This window comes from Sphingopyxis sp. SCN 67-31 (genome assembly GCF_001725095.1).
The window spans coordinates 15,237-36,620 of the sequence record NZ_MEFH01000001.1; the positions used below are offsets into that span (position 1 = coordinate 15,237).

The following is a 21,384-nucleotide window of genomic DNA, read 5'->3' on the forward strand; positions in this document are numbered from 1 at the left end:
GCCGCTCGCCTCATGATCGGCAGGGCTGCGAAGCGCAAAATCGCTCCACGAGAAATTTATTCACGCGCGTGATAGTGAATGTTGACTCATTCGAGAATGTGACGGATAAGAAGGACGGTTCGGCGGCAACGACCGCCAACGGGAGGGAGAGTTTGTATGAAGGCTCAGCTTTTCGCGTCCGCCTCGGCGGTCGCCCTGTTCGCGCTTCCGGTCTCGGCCATGGCGCAGGTCACGGAGGATGAGGCGCCGGCCGCTTCCTCCGCGCAAAGCAATCGCGGCGACAACGACATCATCGTCACGGCGACGCGCCGTACCGCGCGGCTTCAGGACGTGCCGCTCAGCGTCTCTGCCTTCGGGCAGGAGGAACTCGATGATCTGGGCATCGTCGGTTACGAGGGCATCGCCCAGAACACGCCCGGCATCGTCGTCAACCGGCCGACGCAGAATTTCAACAATTTCACCAGCCGCGGCATCAACACCAACGGTTACAGCGCCGGCCTGCAGAGCGCGGTCGCCATCTATGTCGACGAACTGCCGATCTCGGCGAACGGCAACTCGACCATCCTCGATCCGAATCTCTACGACGTCGAACGCGTCGAATTCCTGCGCGGGCCGCAGGGGACGCTGTTCGGCTCCAACTCGCTCGCCGGCGCGATGCGGATCATCACCCGCAGTCCCAACCTCAGCAAGTTCGAGGGATCGGCGAGCGTCGACCTGGGCGTCGTCGGTTCGGGCTCGCTGCGCCAGCGCTACAATGCGATGGTCAACCTGCCGATCATGACCGACGAAATGGGTCTGCGCGTCTCGGGCTATTATCGGAACGAGGACGGCTGGGTCGACAATATCGGCACCGGTATCAAGGATTCGAACAGCCTCGAAGCCTTCGGCGGACGCGCGATCCTGCTAATGCGGCCGAGCGACCGGATGAAGGTGAAGCTGCTCGTCTCCTACGAGAACAGCAAGCCGGCCGATTCGGCGCTGACCAACCCCACCCTTGGCAAGTTCGTGCGCAACTCCGACCGTCCCGACCTGTTCCAGGGCAAGCTCACCAACTATAATATCACGGTCAATTACGAGTTCGATTTCGCCGAGCTGGTCAGTTCGACGACGCTGTCCGACTATGACGCGTCCTTCTATGTCGACCTCGCCGGAACTTTCGCACAGGCTTTTCCCTTCGCGCTCGACGCCTATGGCTATGACGATCTTTTCGTTCAGGAGACACGGCTGGTGTCGCGCCACAGCGGGCCGATCGAATGGGTTGCGGGCTTTTTCTACTACGACAAGCGGCGGACCGTCGATTTCGCCTATCGCTCGTCACTCGAATTCATCGCCCAGCGCAATATCATCGGCATGGAAAATGAGTATTATCAGCGTTTCAACAGCTATACGGACCAGAGGGAGATCGCCGGCTTCGGCGAGGTGACGGCGCATCTCAGCGACAATTTCTGGGTCACCGGCGGGCTGCGCTATGGCAAGACGGACGTCCAGACCTTCACCCGGGGCGGCGGCTATAATTATGTCGTCGCTGCGCTTCCGCAGTTCGGCTATCTGGCGGTCGGCGCCACGCCCGGCTGGAACAATGTCGTCATGCGCAGGGACCCGATTCCCTACGCCGAAGGGCTGAAAGTGTCCGACGACCGCCTGTCGTGGAAGGCCAGCGTCTCGTGGAAACCAGTGCCCGAACTGACCGCCTATGCGACGGTTTCGACGGGTTTCCGTACCCCGGTGGTCAACGCGCGCGCGGGGCTGGTCAGCACGATCAACCCCAGCGACATCGTCATACCCGACGGCGCGAAGTCGGACAGCGTGACCAATTATGAGGTCGGGCTGAAGGGGCGCTGGCTGGGCGGCAATCTGACCGCCAATCTTGCGGGCTATTATATCGACTGGAAGAATATCCAGGTCCAGGCGAACCGCGTGTCGGATTCGATCCAGTTCGCGACCAACATCGGCGCTGCGGAAAGCTATGGCCTCGAGTTCGAAGTGATGGCGCGGCCGCTTTCGGGGCTGAGTCTCGTGCTCAACGGCTCGTTCAACGAGGCGAAGGTGACGAAGCTGTCCGCGATCGAGGCGGCGATCTCCGGTGCCGAGCTGGGCACCCGGCTTGCCTCGCCGCATTTCCAGGGATCGGGAACGCTGCGGTACGATTTCCCGATCGGCAACGGGAAAACCGCCTTCGGGTCGGTCAACGTATCGCACGCCGGGTCCTTCCCGAACCAGTTCCCGAACGTGCCGGGCAATCCCAACGCGGTCAGCCCGACGTATGACCATACCGAGGCGTGGACCAATGTGAACCTGTTCGCCGGGGCGAAGCTGGGGGCGCTGAATCTGACCGCCTATGTCGAGAATCTCTTCGACGACACATCGATCACCTATGTCCATCCCGAAGCCTTCCTCGACGGGCGCTACGCCCGCCTGCGGCCGCGCACGATCGGCGTTCGCGCCGACTATCGCTTCTGATCGGCGCCGGAAGAAGGAAGCCGCCCATGCGTCGCCTGCGGACCCTCGCTCTCGTTCTGGCCGTCCTCCTCCCGGGGGCGGCCGCCGCGGCCGCGGAACCGGTGGTCGATGCGCCCGCGGGCGTCGTGCACGGCGTGCAGGACCGCGATCTGCGCGTCTTTCGCGGCATTCCCTATGCCGAGCCGCCCGTCGGCGAGCGCCGCTGGCGTGCGCCGGCACCGCTGCCGCGTTGGGACGGCGCCCGCGATACTACCCGCTTCGGCGCCGCCTGCATGCAGCCGAAGCCGCAGGCACCCAGCATCTATGGCTGGGACCTGCCGGCGATGAGCGAGGATTGCCTGTCGCTCAACATCTGGGCGCCGCAGGATGCGCGCGGCGCGCCGGTCTTCGTCTGGATCCACGGCGGCGCGCTGGCGTCGGGGTCGGGCGCCGACCCTATTTACGACGGCAGCGCGCTCGCGCGGCGCGGCATCGTCGTGGTGTCGATCAACTATCGCCTCGGCATGTTCGGCTGGTTCGCGCATCCGGGGCTCAGTGCGGAATCGCCCGACCATGTCTCGGGCAATTACGGTCTGCTCGACCAGATCGCGGCGCTCGAATGGGTGAAGCGCAATATCGGCGCCTTCGGCGGCAATGCGGGGAACGTCACCATCGCCGGGGAATCGGCGGGCGCGCTCAGCGTCATGTATCTGATGGCGGCTCCGGCGGCGCGCGGGCTGTTCCACAAGGCGGTGGCGCAGAGCGCCTATATGGTCTCCGCGCCCGGCCTGCGCGACCGGATCAACGGCATGGTCCCTGCAGAGGTGCAGGGCGCCGAACTTGCGGCGAAGCTCGGTGCCGCCGACATCGCGGCGCTGCGCGCATTGCCGGCGGCCGACATCCCGGCCCGGGTCGCCGCGACGGGCTATTTCCCCTTTCCCAATATCGACGGCAAGACGCTGTCGCGCCAGCTCGTCGACACCTTCGATCGCGACGAACAGGCGCCGGTGCCGATCCTCGCCGGCTTCAACAGCGGCGAGATTCGCTCGCTGCGGTTCCTGCTGCCCAAACCTCCCGCCGACGCGGCCGCCTATGAAGCCACGATCCGCACCGCCTATGGCGAGTTCGCCGATGCCTTCCTGACCCGCTATCCGGCGAAGGATATCGGTGAAAGCATGCTCGCCGCGACGCGCGACGCCATGTATGGCTGGACCGCGGAGCGGCTGGTGTCGAACCAGGCGGCGCTGGGGCAGGGCGCCTATTTCTATCTTTTCGACCATGGCTATCCGGCGACCGCGCAGTGGAATCTCCACGCTTTCCATGCCGCCGAGCTGCCCTATGTGTTCGGGACCGCGGCGCGGACGCCGCCCCTGTGGCCGAAGATTCCCGACAGCCTGGCAGAGCGCAGGCTGATCGCCGCGATCGGCGATTACTGGGCGAGCTTCGCCACCACCGGCCGACCCGTTGCAAAGGGCGGGCCCGACTGGCCCGACTATGCCGACAATCGCGGTTTTCTGCACATCGCCGACACGCCGCGCGCCGGGCACAATCTGTTTCCCGGTACCGCGGCGCTGCACGAGGCGGTCGTCTGCCGCCGTCGTGCCGCCGGGGACGTGCCGTGGAACTGGAATATCGGCGTCGCGTCGCCGCCGCTGCCGCCGAAGACCGAGGGCTGCCAATGATCGACGGTTCGATGCAATATTACGGCCTGACGCTCGACAAATTCCTATCCCACGCCGCCAAATGGCACCCCGATGCCGAAGTCGTGTCGGCGACGGCGGCGGGCGGCGTGCGGCGGACCGGATACGCCGCGCTGCACGATCGTGCGCGCGGCGTGTCGGGTGCGCTGCGCGCGCTCGGCATCGGCCGCGGCGACCGCGTCGCGACGCTCGCCTGGAACACGCAGGGGCATGTCGAGGCTTGGTACGGCATCATGGGCATGGGGGCGATCTGTCACACGCTGAACCCGCGCCTGACCGCGGCGCAGCTTTCCGCGATGCTCGCGCAGTCGGGGGCGGCGCTGCTGCTGGTGAGCCCCGACCTGCTGCCGCTGGCGCGCGAGGCGAGCGCGAATCTGCCGTCGCTGCGGCGCATCCTGCTGCTCGACACCGACGCGGACGAAGACGGCGCCGATGCCTTCGACCCGCTGGTCGCGGCAGCGCCGCGCGACGCGGTCTGGGGCGATTTCGCCGAGGACACGCCATCGGGGCTCTGCTTCACCTCGGGCAGCACCGGCGCGCCCAAGGGCGTCACCTATACCCATCGCGGCTGCTATCTGCACACGATGCGCCAGCTCCAGGCCGACGTGCTGGGGCCGACCGCGCGCGACGCGATCCTTGCCGTGGTGCCGATGTTCCACGCCAACGCATGGGGATTGCCCTTCGCGGCGCCCGCCGTGGGGGCGAAGCTGGTGCTTCCGGGGCGCCAGAGCGACGGCGCGCATCTCGCGCGGCTCATCTGTTCCGAAGGCGTGACCGCTGCCGCGGGGGTGCCGACCGTCTGGCTCGGCCTCGTCGAGCATCTGGAGGCCGAAGGCGGCGATGTGCCGTCGCTCGAGCGTATCCTGGTCGGCGGGTCGCCGATGCCGCCGGCGCTGATGGACCGGATCGAGCGCCGCCTCGGCGCCGAGGTGCAGACAAGCTGGGGAATGACCGAATTGTCGCCGCTCGGCACCGCCGCGCCGCCGGGCGATCCGCATCGCAGTGCGGCCGTTTCGGGCCGTCCGGCAATCGGCATCGACCTGCTCGTCGCCGACGCCGACGGCCGCCCGCTGCCCGAGCAGCGCGGGACCGAGGGGCATCTGCGCGTGCGCGGCGGCTCGGTCGTCGAACGCTATTTCGGCCAGAGCGAACCCGCCACCGACGCCGACGGCTGGTTCGACACGGGCGATCTCGCGCGGATCGACGACGCGGGTAACCTCGTCATCACCGGCCGCGCGAAGGACCTGATCAAATCGGGCGGCGAATGGATCAACCCGGCGGAGATCGAGGCGATCGTCGGCGCGCTGCCGCAGGTGTCGCTGGCCGCCGTCATCGGGCGCCCGCATCCCAAATGGGGCGAGCGGCCGGTCCTGCTCGTCACCTGCGATGCGGCGATCAGCGACGCCGAACTGCTCGAGCCGCTCGCCGGGCGGGTCGCGTCCTGGTGGGTCCCCGACACGGTCGTGCGCCTCGACGCGATGCCGCTCGCGCCGACCGGCAAGATCGACAAAATGCAATTGCGGCTCGATTACGGACAGGTGTAGGCCGAAAGGCCCCGCCGCCCTGCGAACGAAGGTTTCGAGAGGAATAGAGATTTGGAGTCCAAGGCAAAGAGTCGGACGAAACGGCCATCGAAAGCGGAGCAGCGCGCCGAAACGATCGAGCAGATTCTCGACACCGCCGAATATCTCTTTTCGCGCAACGGACTCTACGGGGTGACGCTCAAGGATGTCGCCAAGCGGGTGGGCGTGCATCACACGCTGCTCAACTATTATTTCGAGGACAAGAAGAAGCTGTTCGATGCGGTGTTCGCCCGCCGCGCGGTGGTGACGAGCGAGCGCCGCATGAAGGTGCTCGACGATTACGAGCGGGCGTCGGGGGGAAAGCCGACGATCGAGGGCGCGCTCCATGCCTTTCTGGACACCGACCTCGACCTTTATATCGAGGGTGGCGAGGGCTGGCGCAACTATGGGGCGCTCAGCGCGCAGGTGGCCAACACGCCCGAATGGGGCGCCGGGATGATGGACGCCCATTTCGACCCGGTCGTGCTGCGGCTGATCGGCATATTGAAGAAGGCGCTGCCAGAGGCGGCGGAGGAAGACATCTTCTGGGGCTATCACTTCGTCACCGGGGCGCTGATGCTGACGCTCGCGCGCACCGGCCGCATCGACAAATTGTCGCAGGGGCTCTGCCGGTCGGACGATTATGCGGCGGTCAAGCAGCGCATGGCGCGCTTCATGGCGGCGGGCTTTCGCGATATCTGCGAACAGCGCGCGAAAGACGGGGACTAGGGCATGATGACGTGGGAAAGACTCGTCATTGCGAGCGGCGAAGCCGCGCGGCAATCCAGAGCGTGCGGTAACTGCTCTGGATTGCTTCCTCCGGATCAGGTCCGGGGTCGCAATGACGAAGTGGGGCAATCCAAAGTCATCAGAGTATAGCAAAGGGCAGGCGGGCGCTTTCCGTCTCCCGTCTGTTTCAATTTTCATTCACTCACAAGTGAGTTATAGTAATTCGGATAGCGAGAGGGGCAGGATGACGAAGGCATTGCAGGACCGGGTGGCGATCGTGACGGGCGCGGGCGGAGGGCTCGGCCGGGCGCATGCGCTGATGCTGGCGCGCCATGGCGCGTGCGTCGTCGTCAACGACAGCGAGGGCGCCGCCGCCGAGCGCGTCGCTGCCGAGATCGAGGCCGCGGGCGGCCGGGCGATGGCGGCGCCGGCGTCGGTCACCGACGCGGAGCAGGTCGCGGCGATGGTCCATGCCGCGACCATGGCCTGGGGCGGCATCGACATATTGGTCAACAACGCCGGCATCCTGCGCGACAGGAGCTTCGCCAAGATGGACCTCGCCGACTTCCGCCTCGTCGTCGACGTCCATCTGATGGGCGCCGCCACCTGTTCCAAGGCGGTGTGGGACCAGATGCGCGAGCGCCGCCACGGCCGCATCGTGATGACGACATCCTCGTCGGGCCTCTACGGCAATTTCGGGCAGGCCAATTACGGCGCCGCGAAGATGGCGCTCGTCGGGCTGATGCAGACGCTCGCGCTCGAAGGCGAGAAATACGGCATCCGCGTCAACTGCCTCGCCCCCACCGCGGCGACCCGGATGACCGACGGCGTGCTCGCGCCCGACGCGCTCGCCCACCTGGCGCCCGAGGCGGTGAGTCCGGGCCTGCTCGCGCTGGTCGGCGACGATGCCCCGACGCGCAACATCCTGTGCGCGGGCGCCGGTCATTTCGCGACCGCGAACGTCACGCTGACCGACGGCGCCTTCATCGGCCGCGCCGACGATGCCGCGCAGCGCGTCATTTCCGAATGGGACCGCATTTCGGATCGGCGGGGAGAGATCGTTCCCGCTTATGGTTTCACGCAGGCCGAGCGCGAACTGGCGAGCGCCGGCTTCACCGCGCCGACGATGGCGGTCAACCGCTGACAACCCCCGGGAGCAGGGCGAACGGGCCGGTGAAAGAGCCCGCCGCCGCTGCCGGGAGAAAGGGAGAAGGATATGGCAACCGACAGCGAAACCCTGCCCGCCGAAGGCAAGGGCCAGAACGAGACTCTCGTCATCGCCGCCTCGTCGCTGGGGACGGTGTTCGAATGGTATGACTTCTACCTCTACGGCCTGCTCGCGAGCGCGATCTCGATGCATTTCTTCGCGGGCGTCAACGAGACGACGGGGTTCATCCTCGCGCTGATGGCGTTCGCCGCCGGCTTCGCGATCCGGCCGTTCGGGGCGCTCGTCTTCGGGCGGGTCGGCGACATTGTCGGGCGCAAGAACACCTTCCTCGTCACCATGGCGATCATGGGGCTGTCGACCTTCGCGGTCGGCTTCCTGCCGTCCTACGACACGATCGGAATCGCCGCGCCGATCATCCTGATGCTGCTCCGCCTGCTCCAGGGGCTCGCGATCGGCGGTGAATATGGCGGCGCGGCGGTCTACATCGCCGAACATGCCCCGCCGGGAAAGCGCGGCTTCTACACCAGCTTCATCCAGACCACGGCGATGATCGGCCTAATCCTCGCATCGACCTTCGTCGTGTCGCTGCGCCTGTTCATGGATGCCGACAGCTTCAATGCCTGGGGCTGGCGCCTTCCCTTCATCTTCTCGATCGTGCTGCTGTCGATCGCGCTCTGGATCCGGCTCCAGCTAGAGGAAAGCCCGGTCTTCCAGCGGATGAAGCAGGCGGGCGCCACGTCGAAGGCGCCGCTGAAGGAGGCCTTCGGCGAATGGCGCAACCTGAAGATCGTGCTGATCGCGCTGTTCGGGGCGGTGGCGGGGCAGGCGGTGATCGGCTTCGCCGCGCATCTCTATCCGCTTTTCTACCTTGAGAAGATCGCGAAGGTCGACGGGGCGACGTCCAATTTCCTCGTCGCCACCGCGCTGCTGATCATCATTCCCAGCTTCGTTTTCTTCGGCTGGCTCAGCGACCGGATCGGGCGCAAGCCGATCATGATGACCGCCTGCGTCATCGCGGTCTTCACCTATTTCCCGCTCTACAAGGCGCTGGTCGCCGCGGCCAATCCGGCGATGGCGGCGGCGGTCGAGCATGCGCCGGTGCAGGTCGTCGCCGACCCGCGCGAATGCTCGTTCCAGTTCGACCCGATCGGCAAGAACAGCTTCGACCGGACGAGCTGCGACATCGTCAAGGCCTATCTGGCGCGCGGTGGGATCAACTACGCCAATATCGATGCGGCCCCGGGCACGGTCGCGACGGTGCGGATCGGCGAGGAGAGCCACACCGCGCCCGACCCCGCGAAGCTGAAGGGCGAGGCGAAGGCCCAGGCGATCGCGGCGTTCCAGGAAGAAGTGCATGCCGGGCTTTCGCGCGCGGGCTATCCCGCCGCCGCCGATCCGGCCGCGGTCGACAAGGGGCGGGTGATCGCGATCCTCTGCGTCTTCGGCCTGCTCGCGACGATGGTCTATGGCCCGCTTGCGGCGCTGCTGGTCGAACTGTTTCCGGCGCGCATCCGCTATACCTCGCTGTCGCTGCCCTATCATATCGGCAATGGCTGGATCGGCGGCTTCATGCCGACGATCGGCTTCGCGATGGTCGCGGCGACGGGCAATATCTATCAGGGACTGTGGTATGCGGTGGTGATCGCCGCCATCACCGCGGTCGTCGGCATCTTCTTCCTGCCCGAAACCTACAAGCGCGATATCGAAGCCTGACGAGGGAGAAGGGTCGTGGCCGAAGCGGACGGATCAATCGGGCGGCGCGACCTGATGCGGGCGGCCGCAGGGGCGGCGGCGGCGCCCGCGCTGCTGGGAAGCGCGCCGGCGCTGGCGGCGCGACGGCCGGCGCCGCCCGGCTTCCTCTGGGGCACCGCGATCTCGGCGCATCAGAGCGAGGGCAACAACACGAACAGCGACGCCTGGCTGGCAGAGAATGTCACGCCGACCCTGTTTCGGGACCGGTCGGGCGACGCATGCGACAGCTATCATCGCTTCGACGAGGATTTCGCGCTTGCCGAACGGCTGGGTTTCAACTGCTATCGGTTCGGCATCGAATGGGCGCGCATCGAACCGAGCAAAGGCCGTGTCTCGAACGCCGTGCTCGACCATTATGCGCGCATGCTGGAGGCGTGCCGCGCGCGCGGGTTGCGACCGATCGTCACTCTCAACCATTTCACGACGCCCCTGTGGTTCGCCGCCCGCGGCGGTTTCGAGGTCGACGACGCGCCGCGCCTTTTCGCGCGCTATTGCCGTATCGTCGCCGAGCGGCTCGGCGGCCTGATGCATCTGGCGACGACATTCAACGAGGCGAACATCGGCCTGCTGGTCGCGCTTTTCCCTGGGTCCGAAGCGGCGATGAAGCTGACCCGCGACGCGAATGCCGCGGCGGTGGCCGCCACCGGGTCGCCGCGCTTCTCGCGCCTCGCCTTCGCCGATCCCGCGATCGCGACGCCGATCCTGCAGGAAGCGCACCGTCAGGCCTATGACGCGATCAAGGCCGCGCGGCCCGACCTGCCGGTGGGTATCACGTTGACCACGCAGGATATTCAGTCGACGGGCGCGCCGTCGCTGGTCGCGCATTACGAGCGGCAGCTTTACGGCGACTGGATCGACGTCGCGCGCAGCCATTCCGATTTCTTCGGCGTGCAATGCTACACCCGCCTGCGGTTCGACGAGCGCGGAATGGTCGCGCCGCCGGCGGGCGCCGAACTGACACTGTCGGGCTATGAATTTTATCCGCAGGCGCTCGCGAACACGATCCGATGGGCTCACCGCGCGATCGGCAAGCCGATCTATGTGACTGAAAGCGGCGTCGCCGTGAACGACGACCGGCGCCGCATCGCCTTCATCGACCAGGCGCTCGACGGGGTGAGGGCCTGCCTCGACGAGGGGATCGCGGTCCACAGCTATATCTATTGGTCGCTCCTCGACAATTTCGAGTGGACGTCGGGCTATTCGATCCCCTTCGGGCTCGCCACAGTCGACCGGCAGAGCTTCAGGCGCACGCCGCGCCCGAGCGCCTGGCACCTGGGCGCGATTGCCCGCGCCAATCGCATCTAGATTTCGATTGGCTTGGGATTGCCCCCTTGCGTCATTGCGAGCGGAGCGAAGCAATCCAGAGCGGTGACCGCCTGCTCTGGATTGCCGCGCGGCTTCGCCGCTCGCAATGACGAAGCTTTCCGGTGGCACCACACCAAAGATGCTGCGTCGAATATCCGACTCGCCATCCTGCTCGACACGAACGGATTTGGGTGATGCAAGCTAGCGCGCGCTGTTTCGGCCGACTGCCACCAGCAGCAGTTCGCGAAAAGCCGCCGCCGCTGCGGCGACGCTTGCCGCGTCGACGCAGCGTTCGTCGTCGCCCTCGACATGGTGGAAGCGATGGACGCCGAAGACTCCCGCCACCGATGGATAGCCTGCCGCGATGATCGCGGTCAGTTCGCCCGCCGACAGCGCTTCGCTGGAATAGGGGTTTTCGAGTCCCGCCAGTCCCGCGAACAGCCGGCGCGCGGCGGGCAGCAGCGGCGGGCTAGCGACCAGATAGCGCTGCGAATCCGCGCCGCTCAGCGGGGCCAGCCCGAACAGCCCTTCGTGCCAGTCGCGCGCCGCGACATTGGCGCCGAGGTGGAGCCAGAAATGCGTCTCCGTCGGTTTCGGCGCCACCGCCTTCAGCGATTCCTCGGCGCCCAGATTCTCATATTCATGCCCGCTGTTGCACAGGAAGGCGAGGTCGTGGTCGGGCAGCAGCGCGGGGGCGGCGCGGGCGAGGTCGAGCCACGCTGCGATGCCGCCGCCGCGCTCGCCGGCACAGCCGAACCAGCCCGAACGCGGCGTCGATATGGTGATCCAGCGCCCCTTGCCGCGATCGAGCCGACCGATGATGTTGAAGGCGGGTCTGCGGCCGCCGCGCCCGGTCAGCGTTACCGTGGCTGTGTCGTGTCGCATCGCCGCGTCGAGGAAGGGGGCGGCCCGAGCGGGCGCGAGCAGACCGACCGGCCCCGCGAACATCGGCGCGCGGCCATCGGCGTTGAGCGCGATGACGCCGCCGGTCGGACCGTTGGTGACGATCACCGCGGCCTTCGCTCCGCCTGCGAAGGCCGCATCGACGGGTGCGCGCACCGGCCTGGCCAGCGCCGAGGACCAGCGGCCATAGGGCAGATCGACCAGCGCGACCGCCCCGGCCAGCGGCGCATCGGCGCGGCCGTGGGCATCGACGCGGACCAGCGGCCCCGACACGCCGCCTGCGGGCGTCGGGATCACGATCGGCTGGGGATGGAGCGGCGCGCGCGCGTCGCCGGCGGCGATCTCGCATCTGCCCGGTTCGAACCAGGGGACGGACAGGGCCGGCTTTTCGGTCGCGAAACCCGCGCGCGCCAGTTCGTCCGCGAGCCAATGACCGCAGGCGTCGTCACCGGGGCCGCCCGATTGTTTGTTGCCGAAGCCGATATAGGTCGCCAGATCGGCGGCGATCGAGTCGGACGCGCCCGCGTCATGGGCCGCTGCGGCCGGGGCGGTGAGGGGCAGCGCCGCCGCCCCGACCAGGAAGCCGCGTCGCGTCGGGTCCGTCATGCTGCACCTCTCCCGTCGTCCATTCGTCCGCACTTGATATTCACTCTCTTGTGAGTGTAAATCGACGGGCGGGCGATGGCAAGCATCGCCGCCGGGAAGAGGAACGAAAGACATGCTGCTGTCCGGACGGGCCTTCGCCCTCGTCTTCGGCGCTCCGCTGCTCGGCGCCCTGGCCGCATTCGCCGTTCCCGTCGCCGCCGCGTCCGGCCGACCGGCGGCCACCGTCGCCGAGGGCCGCGTCGCCGGCAGTCTGGAGGACGGGGTCCGGGTCTTCAAGGGGCTTCCCTATGCGCTGCCGCCGGTCGGGGCGCGCCGCTGGCGCCCGCCCGCTCCGCCTGCTTCGTGGCAGGGTGTGCGCGAGGCCCACGCCTTCGGCCCCGATTGCGTGCAGCCGCCCTATCCCGCCGACAGCGTCTATTTCGAGCCGCCGCGTCCGACGAGCGAGGATTGCCTGACGCTCAACGTCTGGGCGCCGCGCAACGCGGCGCGCGCGCCGGTGATCGTCTGGATTCACGGCGGCGCGCTCCAGCATGGCGGCAGCGCGAGCCCGATGTACGACGGGCGCGAATATGCGAAGCGCGGGATCGTCTTCGTGTCGATCAACTATCGCCTCGGCATCTTCGGCTGGCTCGCGCACCCGGGGCTCAGCGCCGAAGCGCCCGATCGTGTCTCGGGCAATTATGGTCTGCTTGACCAGATCGCCGCGCTCGAATGGGTGAAGCGCAATATCGCGGCGTTCGGCGGCGACCCGGCCAATGTCACCGCGATGGGCGAATCGGCGGGCGCGCTCAGCGTCACCTATCTGCTCGCCGCCCCGCGCGCGAAGGGGCTGTTCGGCCGCGCGATCGTCCAGAGCACCAATATGCGCGCGGTCCCGCGGCTGCGCGATCCGGCCTATGGCCTGCCGTCGGCCGAAGTGATCGGCGCCGCCTTCGCCGAAAGCGTCGGCGCGAAGGATCCCGCCGCCCTTCGCGCCCTCGACGCCGAAACGCTGACCGCCGCGGCACTGCGTGCGCGCTTTGCAGCGCAGCCGACGATCGACGGGGCGCTGCTTCCGGCGCAGATCGTCGACGTCTTCGATCGCGGCGAGCAGATCAAGGTGCCGGTCCTCGCCGGTTTCAACAGCGGCGAGGTGCGGAGCCAGCGCGGCCTGTTGCCCCCGGTGCCCGTCGATGCGGCCGCCTATGCCGCGGGAGCCGCCCGTCGCTACGGCGATCTCGCGCCGGCCTTCCTGCGGCTCTATCCCGCGTCCGATATGGAAGAGAGCCTGATCGCCGCGACGCGCGACATCGTCTATGGCTGGGCCGTCGAGCGGCTCGTGCGGCAGCAGACCGCGGCAGGCGCTCCTTCCTATCTCTATCTGTTCGACCATTGCTACGACGCCGCGCGGGCGCGGAAGCTGTGCGCATTTCACGCCAGCGAGATTCCCTTCATGTTCGGCAGCATCGGTCGCGCCGTTGTACAGGCGGCAAACTGGCCGGCGGCGACGGGGGACGACGATCGCCGGCTTGCCCGGCAGATGGTCGATTATTGGTCCAGCTTCGCCGCGCGCGGCATTCCGTCGGCGGTCGGTGCGCCCGACTGGCGTCCCTATGGAGAGGAGGAATATTTCCTCGAGCTTGGCGCATCGCCGGTGCTGCGCCGCGACCCCATGCCCGGAATGTTCGAATTCCGGGAGGAGATCATGCGGCGTCAGCGCCAGAGGGGCGAACAATGGTTCGTCAATACCGGTCCCGTCGACCGCGAATAGCGCCCGCTTCGTCGGGTCATCCCGATCCGTCCGGTGCCCTCACGCGGCGAGAGCGAACGCCTAGCCGGCGGCCTGCGGACAGGTCCCCGCGATGGCGTGGCCCGCCATGACATGCTGGGCGAAGAGGCGCGAATCGGTGAAGGAGCGGTTGACCGTCCCCGAATGGTCGAGCCCCGGATAGACGTGCCATTCGATCGTCGATCCGGCGTCGCAGGCCCCGTCGACGACCGATTTCTGCATCGCGGCCGGCGTATCGACATCCTCCGCGCCGGTGCCGATGAACACCGGCGTCGCGATGTGCAGCGTCGGATAGCCGGCGTGGGTCAGCATCGGCGCATAGGCGCGCCAGAAATCGGTCTTGAAACTGTTCGCGCGGGTCAGCCCCGCCTCGACCACCGCACCGAACATATCGACGACGCAGGTGTCGGCCGCGCGCCGATAGAGCGGCATCGCGCGATCGGTCAGCACCGCCGTGGGATCGTATCTGGGATCGATCTGTTCCGCCGCGGAGGCGATGTAGAGCAGATAGGCGATCAGGCGATCGACCTTGTCCCCGTCGCCGCCGCTCGTCGCGCCCGCGACGGCGAGGTTGGGCAGGCCGGTGGCGATCGTCCCGCGCACATTGACGTCGGGCGCATAGTCGGCGGCATAGCCCGCTGTCGCGAAAGCCGCACCGGCGCCCTGCGACTGGCCGACGAGCAGCACCTTGTTGGCGAGGCCGAAATCGCCCCCAAGCACCGCGCGCACCGCGTCGAGGGTCGAATAGGCGGCGGCGCGGCTGTTGAGATAGGGATGCGGCCCGGGCCCGCCGAGCCCCTGATAGTCGGTGGCAACGATGGCATAGCCCTCGCCCAGCCAATGGTCGAGATAGGTGCGGTCGCGCGCCGAGCGCGGGTTGCGCGACGGCGCGCAATCGTCGCCGATGCCGACGGTGCCATGCGCCCAGGCAATCAGCGGCCAGCCCCCCGCGGGCGGCGTGCCCTTGGGGATGAACAGCGCGGCGGTCACCGGCACCGTGCCGCTGCCGACGACGCCGTCGGTCGAGCCATAGCGGATCGCGAAGGCCTGCGCCGCACCGTCGAGGCCGAACTCGGGCGCGAGCGGGCCGCTTTCGATCAACGCGCCCGCTGCCGGTGCGGGCGCCGCCTGCGCGGCGGGCGCTTGCGCCGCGAGCGCCGGGGTTGCCGCTGCGAGGCCGAATGCGGCGAGAACTGCCGCCGATCGCATCCATTTCGACATAATCTGTCTCCTGTCCCGTTCTTCAGAAGCGCGCGGTGGCCGCCAGATAATAGGTGCGGCCGAGCACGTCATAGGTGCTGGCGTCGGTCTGGCCGAGCACGCCGCTGACCACTGGCGGCGTCTTGTCGAACAGATTGTTCACTCCGAAGCGCAGGCTGAAGCGCTCGGCCGGGTCGACGCGCAGCGACAGGTCGAAATAGTCGTAGGCCTTGACCCCCGGCGTCGTGCTCGCCGCGTTCGTCACCTTCGACGCGTCGATCATCGCGCCGATGTGCCGCCAGCGCACCAGCGCGTTGAAGCTGTCGGTGCCGAAGGTGAAGGAGGTCGTCGACCGCCAGCGCGGCAGCGTGGTTCCCGATCCGATCGTGCGGCCGAAATCCTGGAACGGCCCGCCGGGAAGGTTCTGAATCTCGAACTTGTCGAGATAGTTGATCACCGACGAAATGCCGAAGCGCCCCGACCCGTCGCCGGCCCCGATATCGGCAAGGCGCACCGACCAGTCGAGCTGCACGTCGACCCCGGCGGTCTTGTAGCCGCCTAGGTTCAGATAGGGCTGCAGCGCGTTGGTGATGCCGCCCGAATTGACGTCGCGGCCGATCAGCGCGCAGAAGAAATTGTTCGCGTCATAGCCGGGGTTGCTGCCATCGGCGTTGAAGCATTTGTTGAGCGACACCGACACCGGGATCGTCGCGATCGCGTCGTCGATCGCGATATTATAATAATCAATCGACGCGCGCAGGTTCGACAGCCAGGGCGAGGCGGCGCGCGGCGACAGCACCGCGCCGACCGTCCAGGTATCGGCCTTTTCGGGCTTCAGATTGGCGTTGCCCGACAGGAAGGCCGCGACCTGCGTGACGTTGTTGATATAGGAGTCGGCAAGCACGTCGGGCATTCCCTGCGCGACGCAGATCGCGCGCACCTGCGCCCCGTTAGCGCCGGTACGGAACGCGCTGCGCGTGTCGCACGGATCGCCGGCGCCGTTGGCGACCGAACCGATGGTCGGGAACAGGCCGGTGGTCGCGGTATAAAGCTCGCCGACGTTCGGCGCGCGGATCGCGCGCTGATAGCCGCCGCGCAGGCGCACGCCGTCGACGACGGTCCAGTCGACATCGACCTTGTAGGTCGAAACCCCGCCGCTCTGCTTGTAGTCCGAATAGCGATAGGCGGCGTCGATCGTGAGGTCCTGAATCAGCGGAATGTCGTGGAGCAGCGGGATCAGCAGTTCGGCATAGGCTTCCTTCGCGCTCGTCGAACCCGCGGTCGGTGAGGTGCGCGCGATGGCGACGATGTTGCCCGTGATCTGCTCGGGATCGGGGGTGAAGGCGAATTCATTGTGGCGATAGCCGACGCCCGCCGCGAAGCGCAGTTCGCCCGCGGGAAGCTGCGCGATGCCGCCCTGCAGGTTGAACTCGACCACGTCCTGCTTCGTTTCGGTGCGGTTGCGCGTCACGCCGCTGATGAAGGCGACGCATTCGGGTGAGTTGGTGACCGCGAACGGATTATAGCCGCCGGAGCAGATCGACGCGCCGCCGTCGGCCGCCGATGCCAGTTGCTGCACCTTGCTGGTGAAGACCGAGCCGTAGGAGATGTCGTCAACGATGCTCTTGCCGGTCGATCCGTACAGCTCCCAGGTGATGCCGCTGCCGCCGAAGGACCCTGATGCGCCGCCGAGGATCTGCCACGTCGTCGCCTCATGATCGACGCTGCGCGGACCGGCTTCGCTATAGCGCTTGGTCACGACGACCGGCGCGGTCGGGTCGGTGCGCGAATCGAGGATGGGGTTCAGCGCGGCCGGGATGAAGGGATTCGACCGCGGAACGCGGATCGTCCACAGCCCGGCGTTCGGGGCGGGGTCCTGGATCGTCGTCGACGTATAGTCGGTATAAAGGCCCTGGACGAACAGCTTGATAGTATCGCTCGCCTCGAAGGTCGCGCGGCCGAAGGTCGAGATGCGCTCGAGCGGAATCTGGGTGTAGGTCGTCGACGGCACCTGCAGCAGCGCCTGCCCGTTATTGTAGAGATAGGGCTCATCGTCGCGATAATTATAGACGCCGCGCCCGTTGGCGAAGAGCGTGCCGTCCGCATTGACCCCGATCCCCGACGAGGGGAGCACCGATCCCGGCGCGATGCCATAGGCGGCGAAGGCGTCGTTGAGCGCGCCCTGGCTGGCGGGGTTCGCGCCCGGGGTGAAGATACCGAACGGAATCGTCCCCGACACGCCCTGATTCCGGCGGAAGAAGGCGCGGCTGTTGATGTTGACCGCATCGCGGTCGGTATAGGCGGCGCCGACGATGATGCGGCCGCGGCCGTCGGCGAAGCGGGTGCCGGCGCCGATCGAAATCTCGCGAATGCCGCCGTCGCCGCGCTCGGTCAGCGTGTTCTGGCCCGAAATCTCGATCCCGTCGAGGTCGCGCACCTTGAAGTTGACGACGCCGGAGATGGCGTCAGAGCCATAGACGGCCGAGGCGCCGCCGCTGATGATCTCGGTCCCGCCGACGAGGATCGATGGGATGGTGTTGATGTCGATGACCTGGCTCGAGTTCGACGGCTGCAGGCGACGGCCGTCGAGCAGCACGAGGTTGCGCTGCGCGCCGAGGCCGCGAAGATTGAGCGTCGCCTGCCCGGTCGCGTTGAGGTCGTTCGAGAAGGCGGTCGAGCCCGCCGAGAATTGCGGAAGCTGGTTGAGCGCGCCTTCGAGCGTTGCCTGTCCGGTCGCCGCGACGGCGTCGGCGCCCAGCGTGACGATCGGGCTCGCCGCCTCGAAGTCGCGCCGCGCGATTCGCGATCCGGTGACGACGATCTCGCTCGGGGCCGCCCCGGCCGTCGCTTCGCCGCCGCCCGGCCCATCCTGCGCGAGGGCGGGGGCGCCGGTGAGCGCCAAGGCCGACGCCGAAACCACGAGCAACAATTTGCGATTGTCCAACATTTTGAAGAGCCCTTCCCTGTTTGCCGGCAACGGCGGTGCGGGCTTGGCCGGTCGGGCGCGCCCCTCGTCATTATCGGTCGCTGCCATGCATGATTACGATACAATCATGCATCGAAAGGGGCTTTGGCGTAGAATCGGTGCGGGTGTCAAGCCTCGAACGGGGGAGGGCGGGGGCCCCGAACCGGCATTCGCGGGCGAAGCCCTTGACCCGCCGCGATATTACGATACATCTATGTATCGATATTATTCGTTCGCCTGGAGCGGTGCGATCGGGCATTGCGAGTGCGGTGGAGATGGAAGTCACGATATTGGGCGACAGGGACACGACGGCGGGACGGCCGCGGCAGGCCGAACTCGACGAGCGGATCAAGGCCAGCGCGGTCGCCATATTGGGCGAGTTCGGCTTCGCCGGCCTGTCGATCAATCGCGTCTGTCGGCACGCGGGCGTTCCCCGCCCGACCTTCTATCGCCGCTGGCCTTCGGCCATCGCGGCGTTCATCGATGCATTCAACGATCGCTTCGACGATGCGCTGCTCGGCGATACCGGCGACGTGGCGGCCGATCTGCTTGCCTTTGCGACCGCTGTTCGCAACCGCTACCATGATCCGGTCATCGCGACCTGCCTGCCCGCCATATACGAGGCACGTCGCGTAGCGCCCGATCTGATCGCCCCGATTGCCGATGCCCAGCATATACGACGCAAGGCCAGTATCACAATCCTCACGCGCTCGCTCGACGTGCAGGACATCCACCCTGTCCTGCCGCCGTTCGAGATCATCTTCACCCTCGCTGCCACCATCGACCAGGGCTATCTCACCGGCCGGCCGCTCGGCGACGATTTCCTCCAGCGTCTGGTGATCGCGCTCCTGCGCTGAGCCAGCCCGCCGCCTTTCCATCCCACAGCGGAGACCGCCCGATGCACAAGATATTGCTCACCCTGACCGCCGGCCTCGCGGCGCTTCCTGCCCTGGCGCAGCCCGCACCGACCGCCCCCGGCTTCGACGTCGCCGCCGCGCTGGCGCGCATCGACGCGACGATCGACAGGCAGTATCCGCATCTCGACGCGCTCTACAAGGATCTCCATGCGCATCCCGAGGTCGGCTTTCAGGAGGTGCGCACCGCCGCCCTGCTCGCGGCCGAGATGCGCAAGCTGGGCTTCACTGTCACCGAAAAGGTCGGCCAGACCGGTATCGTCGCGATCCTGAAGAACGGCGAAGGGCCGACCCTGCTCGTGCGCACTGAAATGGACGCGCTGCCGATGGAGGAAAAGACCGGTCTCCCCTATGCCAGCCGTGCCCAGCAGACCGTCGACGGCAAGCTGAGCTTCGTCGACCATAGCTGCGGCCACGACAGCCACATGGCCTGGTGGGTTGGTGCCGCCGCGGCGCTCGCGGCGATGAAGGATCAGTGGAGCGGCACGCTGATGTTCATCGGTCAGCCGTCGGAGGAAAATGTCAGCGGCGCGAAGGCGATGATCGCCGACGGGCTGTTCACCCGCTGGCCCAAGCCCGATTTCGGCTTCGCCGCGCACGTCGGCCCGATGCCGGTCGGCACGGTGGTGGTGAAGGACGGCGTCGTCAGTTCGGCCTCGGACGCGATCGACATCACCTTCCACGGCGTCGGCGCACACGGATCGATGCCCGACAAGAGCATCGATCCGGTGATGATGGGCAGCCGTTTCGTCACCGACGTCCAGACGATCATCAGCCGCGAAAAGGATCCCAAGGCGTTCGGTGTGGTGACCGTCGGGGCCTTCGTCGCGGGGACGGTCAACAACATCATTCCCGACCACGCCGACCTGAAGCTGACCCTGCGCTCGCACGACGAGGCGACGCGCAAGCTGCTCGTCGAAGGCGTCGAGCGCACCGCGCGCTCGGTCGCGGCGATGGCGCGCGCGCCCGAACCGACGATCGCGCAGCCGACGGGCACGAATGCCGTCCGCAACGACGCGGCGCTGTCGGCGCGGTCGGCGGCGATGCTGACGACGGCCTTCGGCAAGGATGTGCAGTTCGTCCCCGCGAGCGCGGCGGGCGGCACCGCCAGCGAGGATTTCTCGGCCTTCATCGACGAAGGCGTGCCTTCGGTCTTCTTCGCGATCGGCGGCTACGATCCGGCGATGATCGCACGGTACGAGGCGGAAGGAAAACCGCTGCCGGTCAACCACTCACCCTATTTCGCGCCCGTGCCCGAACCGACGATCAAACGCGGCGCCCAGACGCTGGCGCTCTCCGCGATGATGATCCTAGCCCGCCCCGATCCGCGCAAATGACGCCACTCGCAACCACGATCCGGGCCGTTAAAACGAGCCGATAAGGGCGCTGGGGCAACCGAATCAAAGGGATCGCTTCATGATCCCAGAACGGCGAAAACTCGCCAATGGTGACCCCTACGGGCACCCGGTTGCCGTGGCAAGGTATTGATTTAACGTCGCTATTTGCCTTTAGCGAGGTTTCCATACCATCAGACATGCCATCTGTCCACCGGGATTATTTGGGTCTGAATGAGCCTGTCGGGGAACCAGATGGGCATATGACGACATCTCGCCTGACTGCGATAAGTAGCCGAACCGATTTTCGAGCCATTGGCGGTTAAGGGGGGGGTATCGCTGGCCCGAACTCAAAGCTGAATAGCCTTGATTAACCATTTCGAGCTATGCACCCTCCGTTTTCGGGGGCTGGCTATGTCGATCAATTCCGCAAGAATTGTATGCACTGGATGCGACTATGAAACGAGCGAAGTGTATCGCCCGATTCTTATTCGATATCAGAGGGCATCCGGTGAGCCTATCGAGACAGGTCGTTCCAAAGGGTGGTGCTTCGAGTGTTCGGGCTATTCCGACATCGAGAAGATGGATCAAGGGGACCTGCATGACAGCCTTGTTTCCAAAGAGCGTGAACGGCTTGAGGTTCACGCTCGTCTCGCTGAGTTGGAACGGGGCTTGTTCTCTCGTTTTCGCCATCGCCGGGAGAGAGCGCGATCTCAATACGAATTGAGAAGGTTGGAAAGAGGAATAGCTGAATTGGAAATCTTGCTAGAAATAGCAAGTTCAAGAAAAGCGAAAGCCAGATGCCTTAGTTGCTGGTCGGACAAAACATTTCCAATTTCTTTCTCATTGGATGACAATGTGGCTTACGAATTTAAACATACGTGCGGCGGAAATCTTAGAATCATTCGTGATCGTTCTGGAAACAGATACCACTTTCGGACCCGTTTATCCCCTTGACCCACGTTAGCCGCTCGGCTATACAATGGGCATGGACAAGAAATCACCTTCCAGCAGCCCAGAGTTCTCCGTCCGGGAGTTC

At 66.5% G+C, this 21,384-nt stretch carries 13 protein-coding genes; 10 read left to right on the plus strand and 3 right to left on the minus strand.

The annotated features are described in order from the left end of the window. Window positions 1–156: 156 nt before the first annotated feature. The 7 genes from ABS88_RS00110 to ABS88_RS00140 all read left to right on the plus strand — a co-directional run bounded on the left by ABS88_RS00110 (window position 157) and on the right by ABS88_RS00140 (window position 10,655). A complete protein-coding gene (locus ABS88_RS00110) occupies window positions 157–2,460 on the plus strand; it encodes a TonB-dependent receptor (RefSeq protein ID WP_067105999.1) in 2,304 nt (767 codons plus the stop codon). Window positions 2,461–2,486: 26 nt separating this feature from the next. Further along, entirely contained in the window at window positions 2,487–4,121 is a 1,635-nt protein-coding gene (locus ABS88_RS00115) for a carboxylesterase/lipase family protein (RefSeq protein ID WP_067186428.1), read from the plus strand. Beyond that, complete coding sequence (locus ABS88_RS00120; protein ID WP_067186424.1) at window positions 4,118–5,683, plus strand: AMP-binding protein; 1,566 nt, start codon at window positions 4,118–4,120, stop codon at window positions 5,681–5,683. The genes ABS88_RS00115 and ABS88_RS00120 overlap by 4 nt, the downstream gene beginning before the upstream one ends. A gap of 51 nt (window positions 5,684–5,734) precedes the next feature. Beyond that, window positions 5,735–6,430 carry a TetR/AcrR family transcriptional regulator gene (locus tag ABS88_RS00125; RefSeq protein ID WP_067186422.1) on the plus strand — a complete coding sequence of 232 codons (696 nt, stop codon included), beginning with the start codon at window positions 5,735–5,737 and terminating at the stop codon, window positions 6,428–6,430. A gap of 244 nt (window positions 6,431–6,674) precedes the next feature. Beyond that, complete coding sequence (locus ABS88_RS00130) at window positions 6,675–7,574, plus strand: SDR family NAD(P)-dependent oxidoreductase (RefSeq protein ID WP_067186420.1); 900 nt, start codon at window positions 6,675–6,677, stop codon at window positions 7,572–7,574. 72 nt (window positions 7,575–7,646) lie between these two features. Beyond that, window positions 7,647–9,311, plus strand: a complete 1,665-nt coding sequence (locus tag ABS88_RS00135; protein ID WP_067186418.1) for an MFS transporter — start codon at window positions 7,647–7,649, stop codon at window positions 9,309–9,311. Between the two features lie 15 nt (window positions 9,312–9,326). After that, complete coding sequence (locus ABS88_RS00140) at window positions 9,327–10,655, plus strand: glycoside hydrolase family 1 protein (RefSeq protein ID WP_234002515.1); 1,329 nt, start codon at window positions 9,327–9,329, stop codon at window positions 10,653–10,655. A 201-nt stretch (window positions 10,656–10,856) separates the two neighbouring features. Here ABS88_RS00140 and ABS88_RS00145 read toward each other — a convergent pair whose 3' ends face one another. After that, window positions 10,857–12,164 (minus strand): hypothetical protein, encoded by a 1,308-nt coding sequence (locus ABS88_RS00145; protein ID WP_067186417.1) that lies wholly within the window; start codon window positions 12,162–12,164, stop codon window positions 10,857–10,859. 112 nt (window positions 12,165–12,276) lie between these two features. Here ABS88_RS00145 and ABS88_RS00150 point away from each other — a divergent pair, with 112 nt between their 5' ends. Then, window positions 12,277–13,914, plus strand: a complete 1,638-nt coding sequence (locus tag ABS88_RS00150; protein ID WP_067186415.1) for a carboxylesterase/lipase family protein — start codon at window positions 12,277–12,279, stop codon at window positions 13,912–13,914. A gap of 60 nt (window positions 13,915–13,974) precedes the next feature. Here the strand turns inward: ABS88_RS00150 and ABS88_RS00155 are convergent, their stop codons facing one another. Next, window positions 13,975–15,153: a lipase family protein gene (locus tag ABS88_RS00155; RefSeq protein ID WP_067186413.1), complete on the minus strand. Its 1,179-nt coding sequence runs from the start codon at window positions 15,151–15,153 to the stop codon at window positions 13,975–13,977. A 22-nt stretch (window positions 15,154–15,175) separates the two neighbouring features. After that, entirely contained in the window at window positions 15,176–18,079 is a 2,904-nt protein-coding gene (locus ABS88_RS00160) for a TonB-dependent receptor domain-containing protein (protein WP_076077347.1), read from the minus strand. Between the two features lie 293 nt (window positions 18,080–18,372). Between ABS88_RS00160 and ABS88_RS00165 the strand changes: the two genes are divergently transcribed. Both ABS88_RS00165 and ABS88_RS00170 read left to right on the plus strand, forming a co-directional pair. Further along, the gene (locus ABS88_RS00165; RefSeq protein ID WP_076077345.1) at window positions 18,373–18,954 is read left to right on the plus strand and encodes a TetR/AcrR family transcriptional regulator; all 582 of its coding nucleotides are present in this window, start codon (window positions 18,373–18,375) and stop codon (window positions 18,952–18,954) included. A gap of 41 nt (window positions 18,955–18,995) precedes the next feature. After that, window positions 18,996–20,348 carry an amidohydrolase gene (locus ABS88_RS00170; protein WP_067105978.1) on the plus strand — a complete coding sequence of 451 codons (1,353 nt, stop codon included), beginning with the start codon at window positions 18,996–18,998 and terminating at the stop codon, window positions 20,346–20,348. Window positions 20,349–21,384: the final 1,036 nt, after the last annotated feature.

What these genes read in the sequence shown, in the direction of transcription:
- ABS88_RS00155 (WP_067186413.1), bottom strand. Translation starts at nt 15,153, where the DNA reads ATGTCGAAATGGATGCGATCGGCGGCAGTTCTCGCCGCATTCGGCCTC.
- ABS88_RS00130 (WP_067186420.1), top strand. Translation starts at nt 6,675, where the DNA reads ATGACGAAGGCATTGCAGGACCGGGTGGCGATCGTGACGGGCGCGGGC.
- ABS88_RS00160 (WP_076077347.1), bottom strand. Translation starts at nt 18,079, where the DNA reads ATGTTGGACAATCGCAAATTGTTGCTCGTGGTTTCGGCGTCGGCCTTG.
- ABS88_RS00170 (WP_067105978.1), top strand. Translation starts at nt 18,996, where the DNA reads ATGCACAAGATATTGCTCACCCTGACCGCCGGCCTCGCGGCGCTTCCT.
- ABS88_RS00165 (WP_076077345.1), top strand. Translation starts at nt 18,373, where the DNA reads ATGGAAGTCACGATATTGGGCGACAGGGACACGACGGCGGGACGGCCG.
- ABS88_RS00115 (WP_067186428.1), top strand. Translation starts at nt 2,487, where the DNA reads ATGCGTCGCCTGCGGACCCTCGCTCTCGTTCTGGCCGTCCTCCTCCCG.
- ABS88_RS00150 (WP_067186415.1), top strand. Translation starts at nt 12,277, where the DNA reads ATGCTGCTGTCCGGACGGGCCTTCGCCCTCGTCTTCGGCGCTCCGCTG.
- ABS88_RS00110 (WP_067105999.1), top strand. Translation starts at nt 157, where the DNA reads ATGAAGGCTCAGCTTTTCGCGTCCGCCTCGGCGGTCGCCCTGTTCGCG.
- ABS88_RS00145 (WP_067186417.1), bottom strand. Translation starts at nt 12,164, where the DNA reads ATGACGGACCCGACGCGACGCGGCTTCCTGGTCGGGGCGGCGGCGCTG.
- ABS88_RS00120 (WP_067186424.1), top strand. Translation starts at nt 4,118, where the DNA reads ATGATCGACGGTTCGATGCAATATTACGGCCTGACGCTCGACAAATTC.
- ABS88_RS00135 (WP_067186418.1), top strand. Translation starts at nt 7,647, where the DNA reads ATGGCAACCGACAGCGAAACCCTGCCCGCCGAAGGCAAGGGCCAGAAC.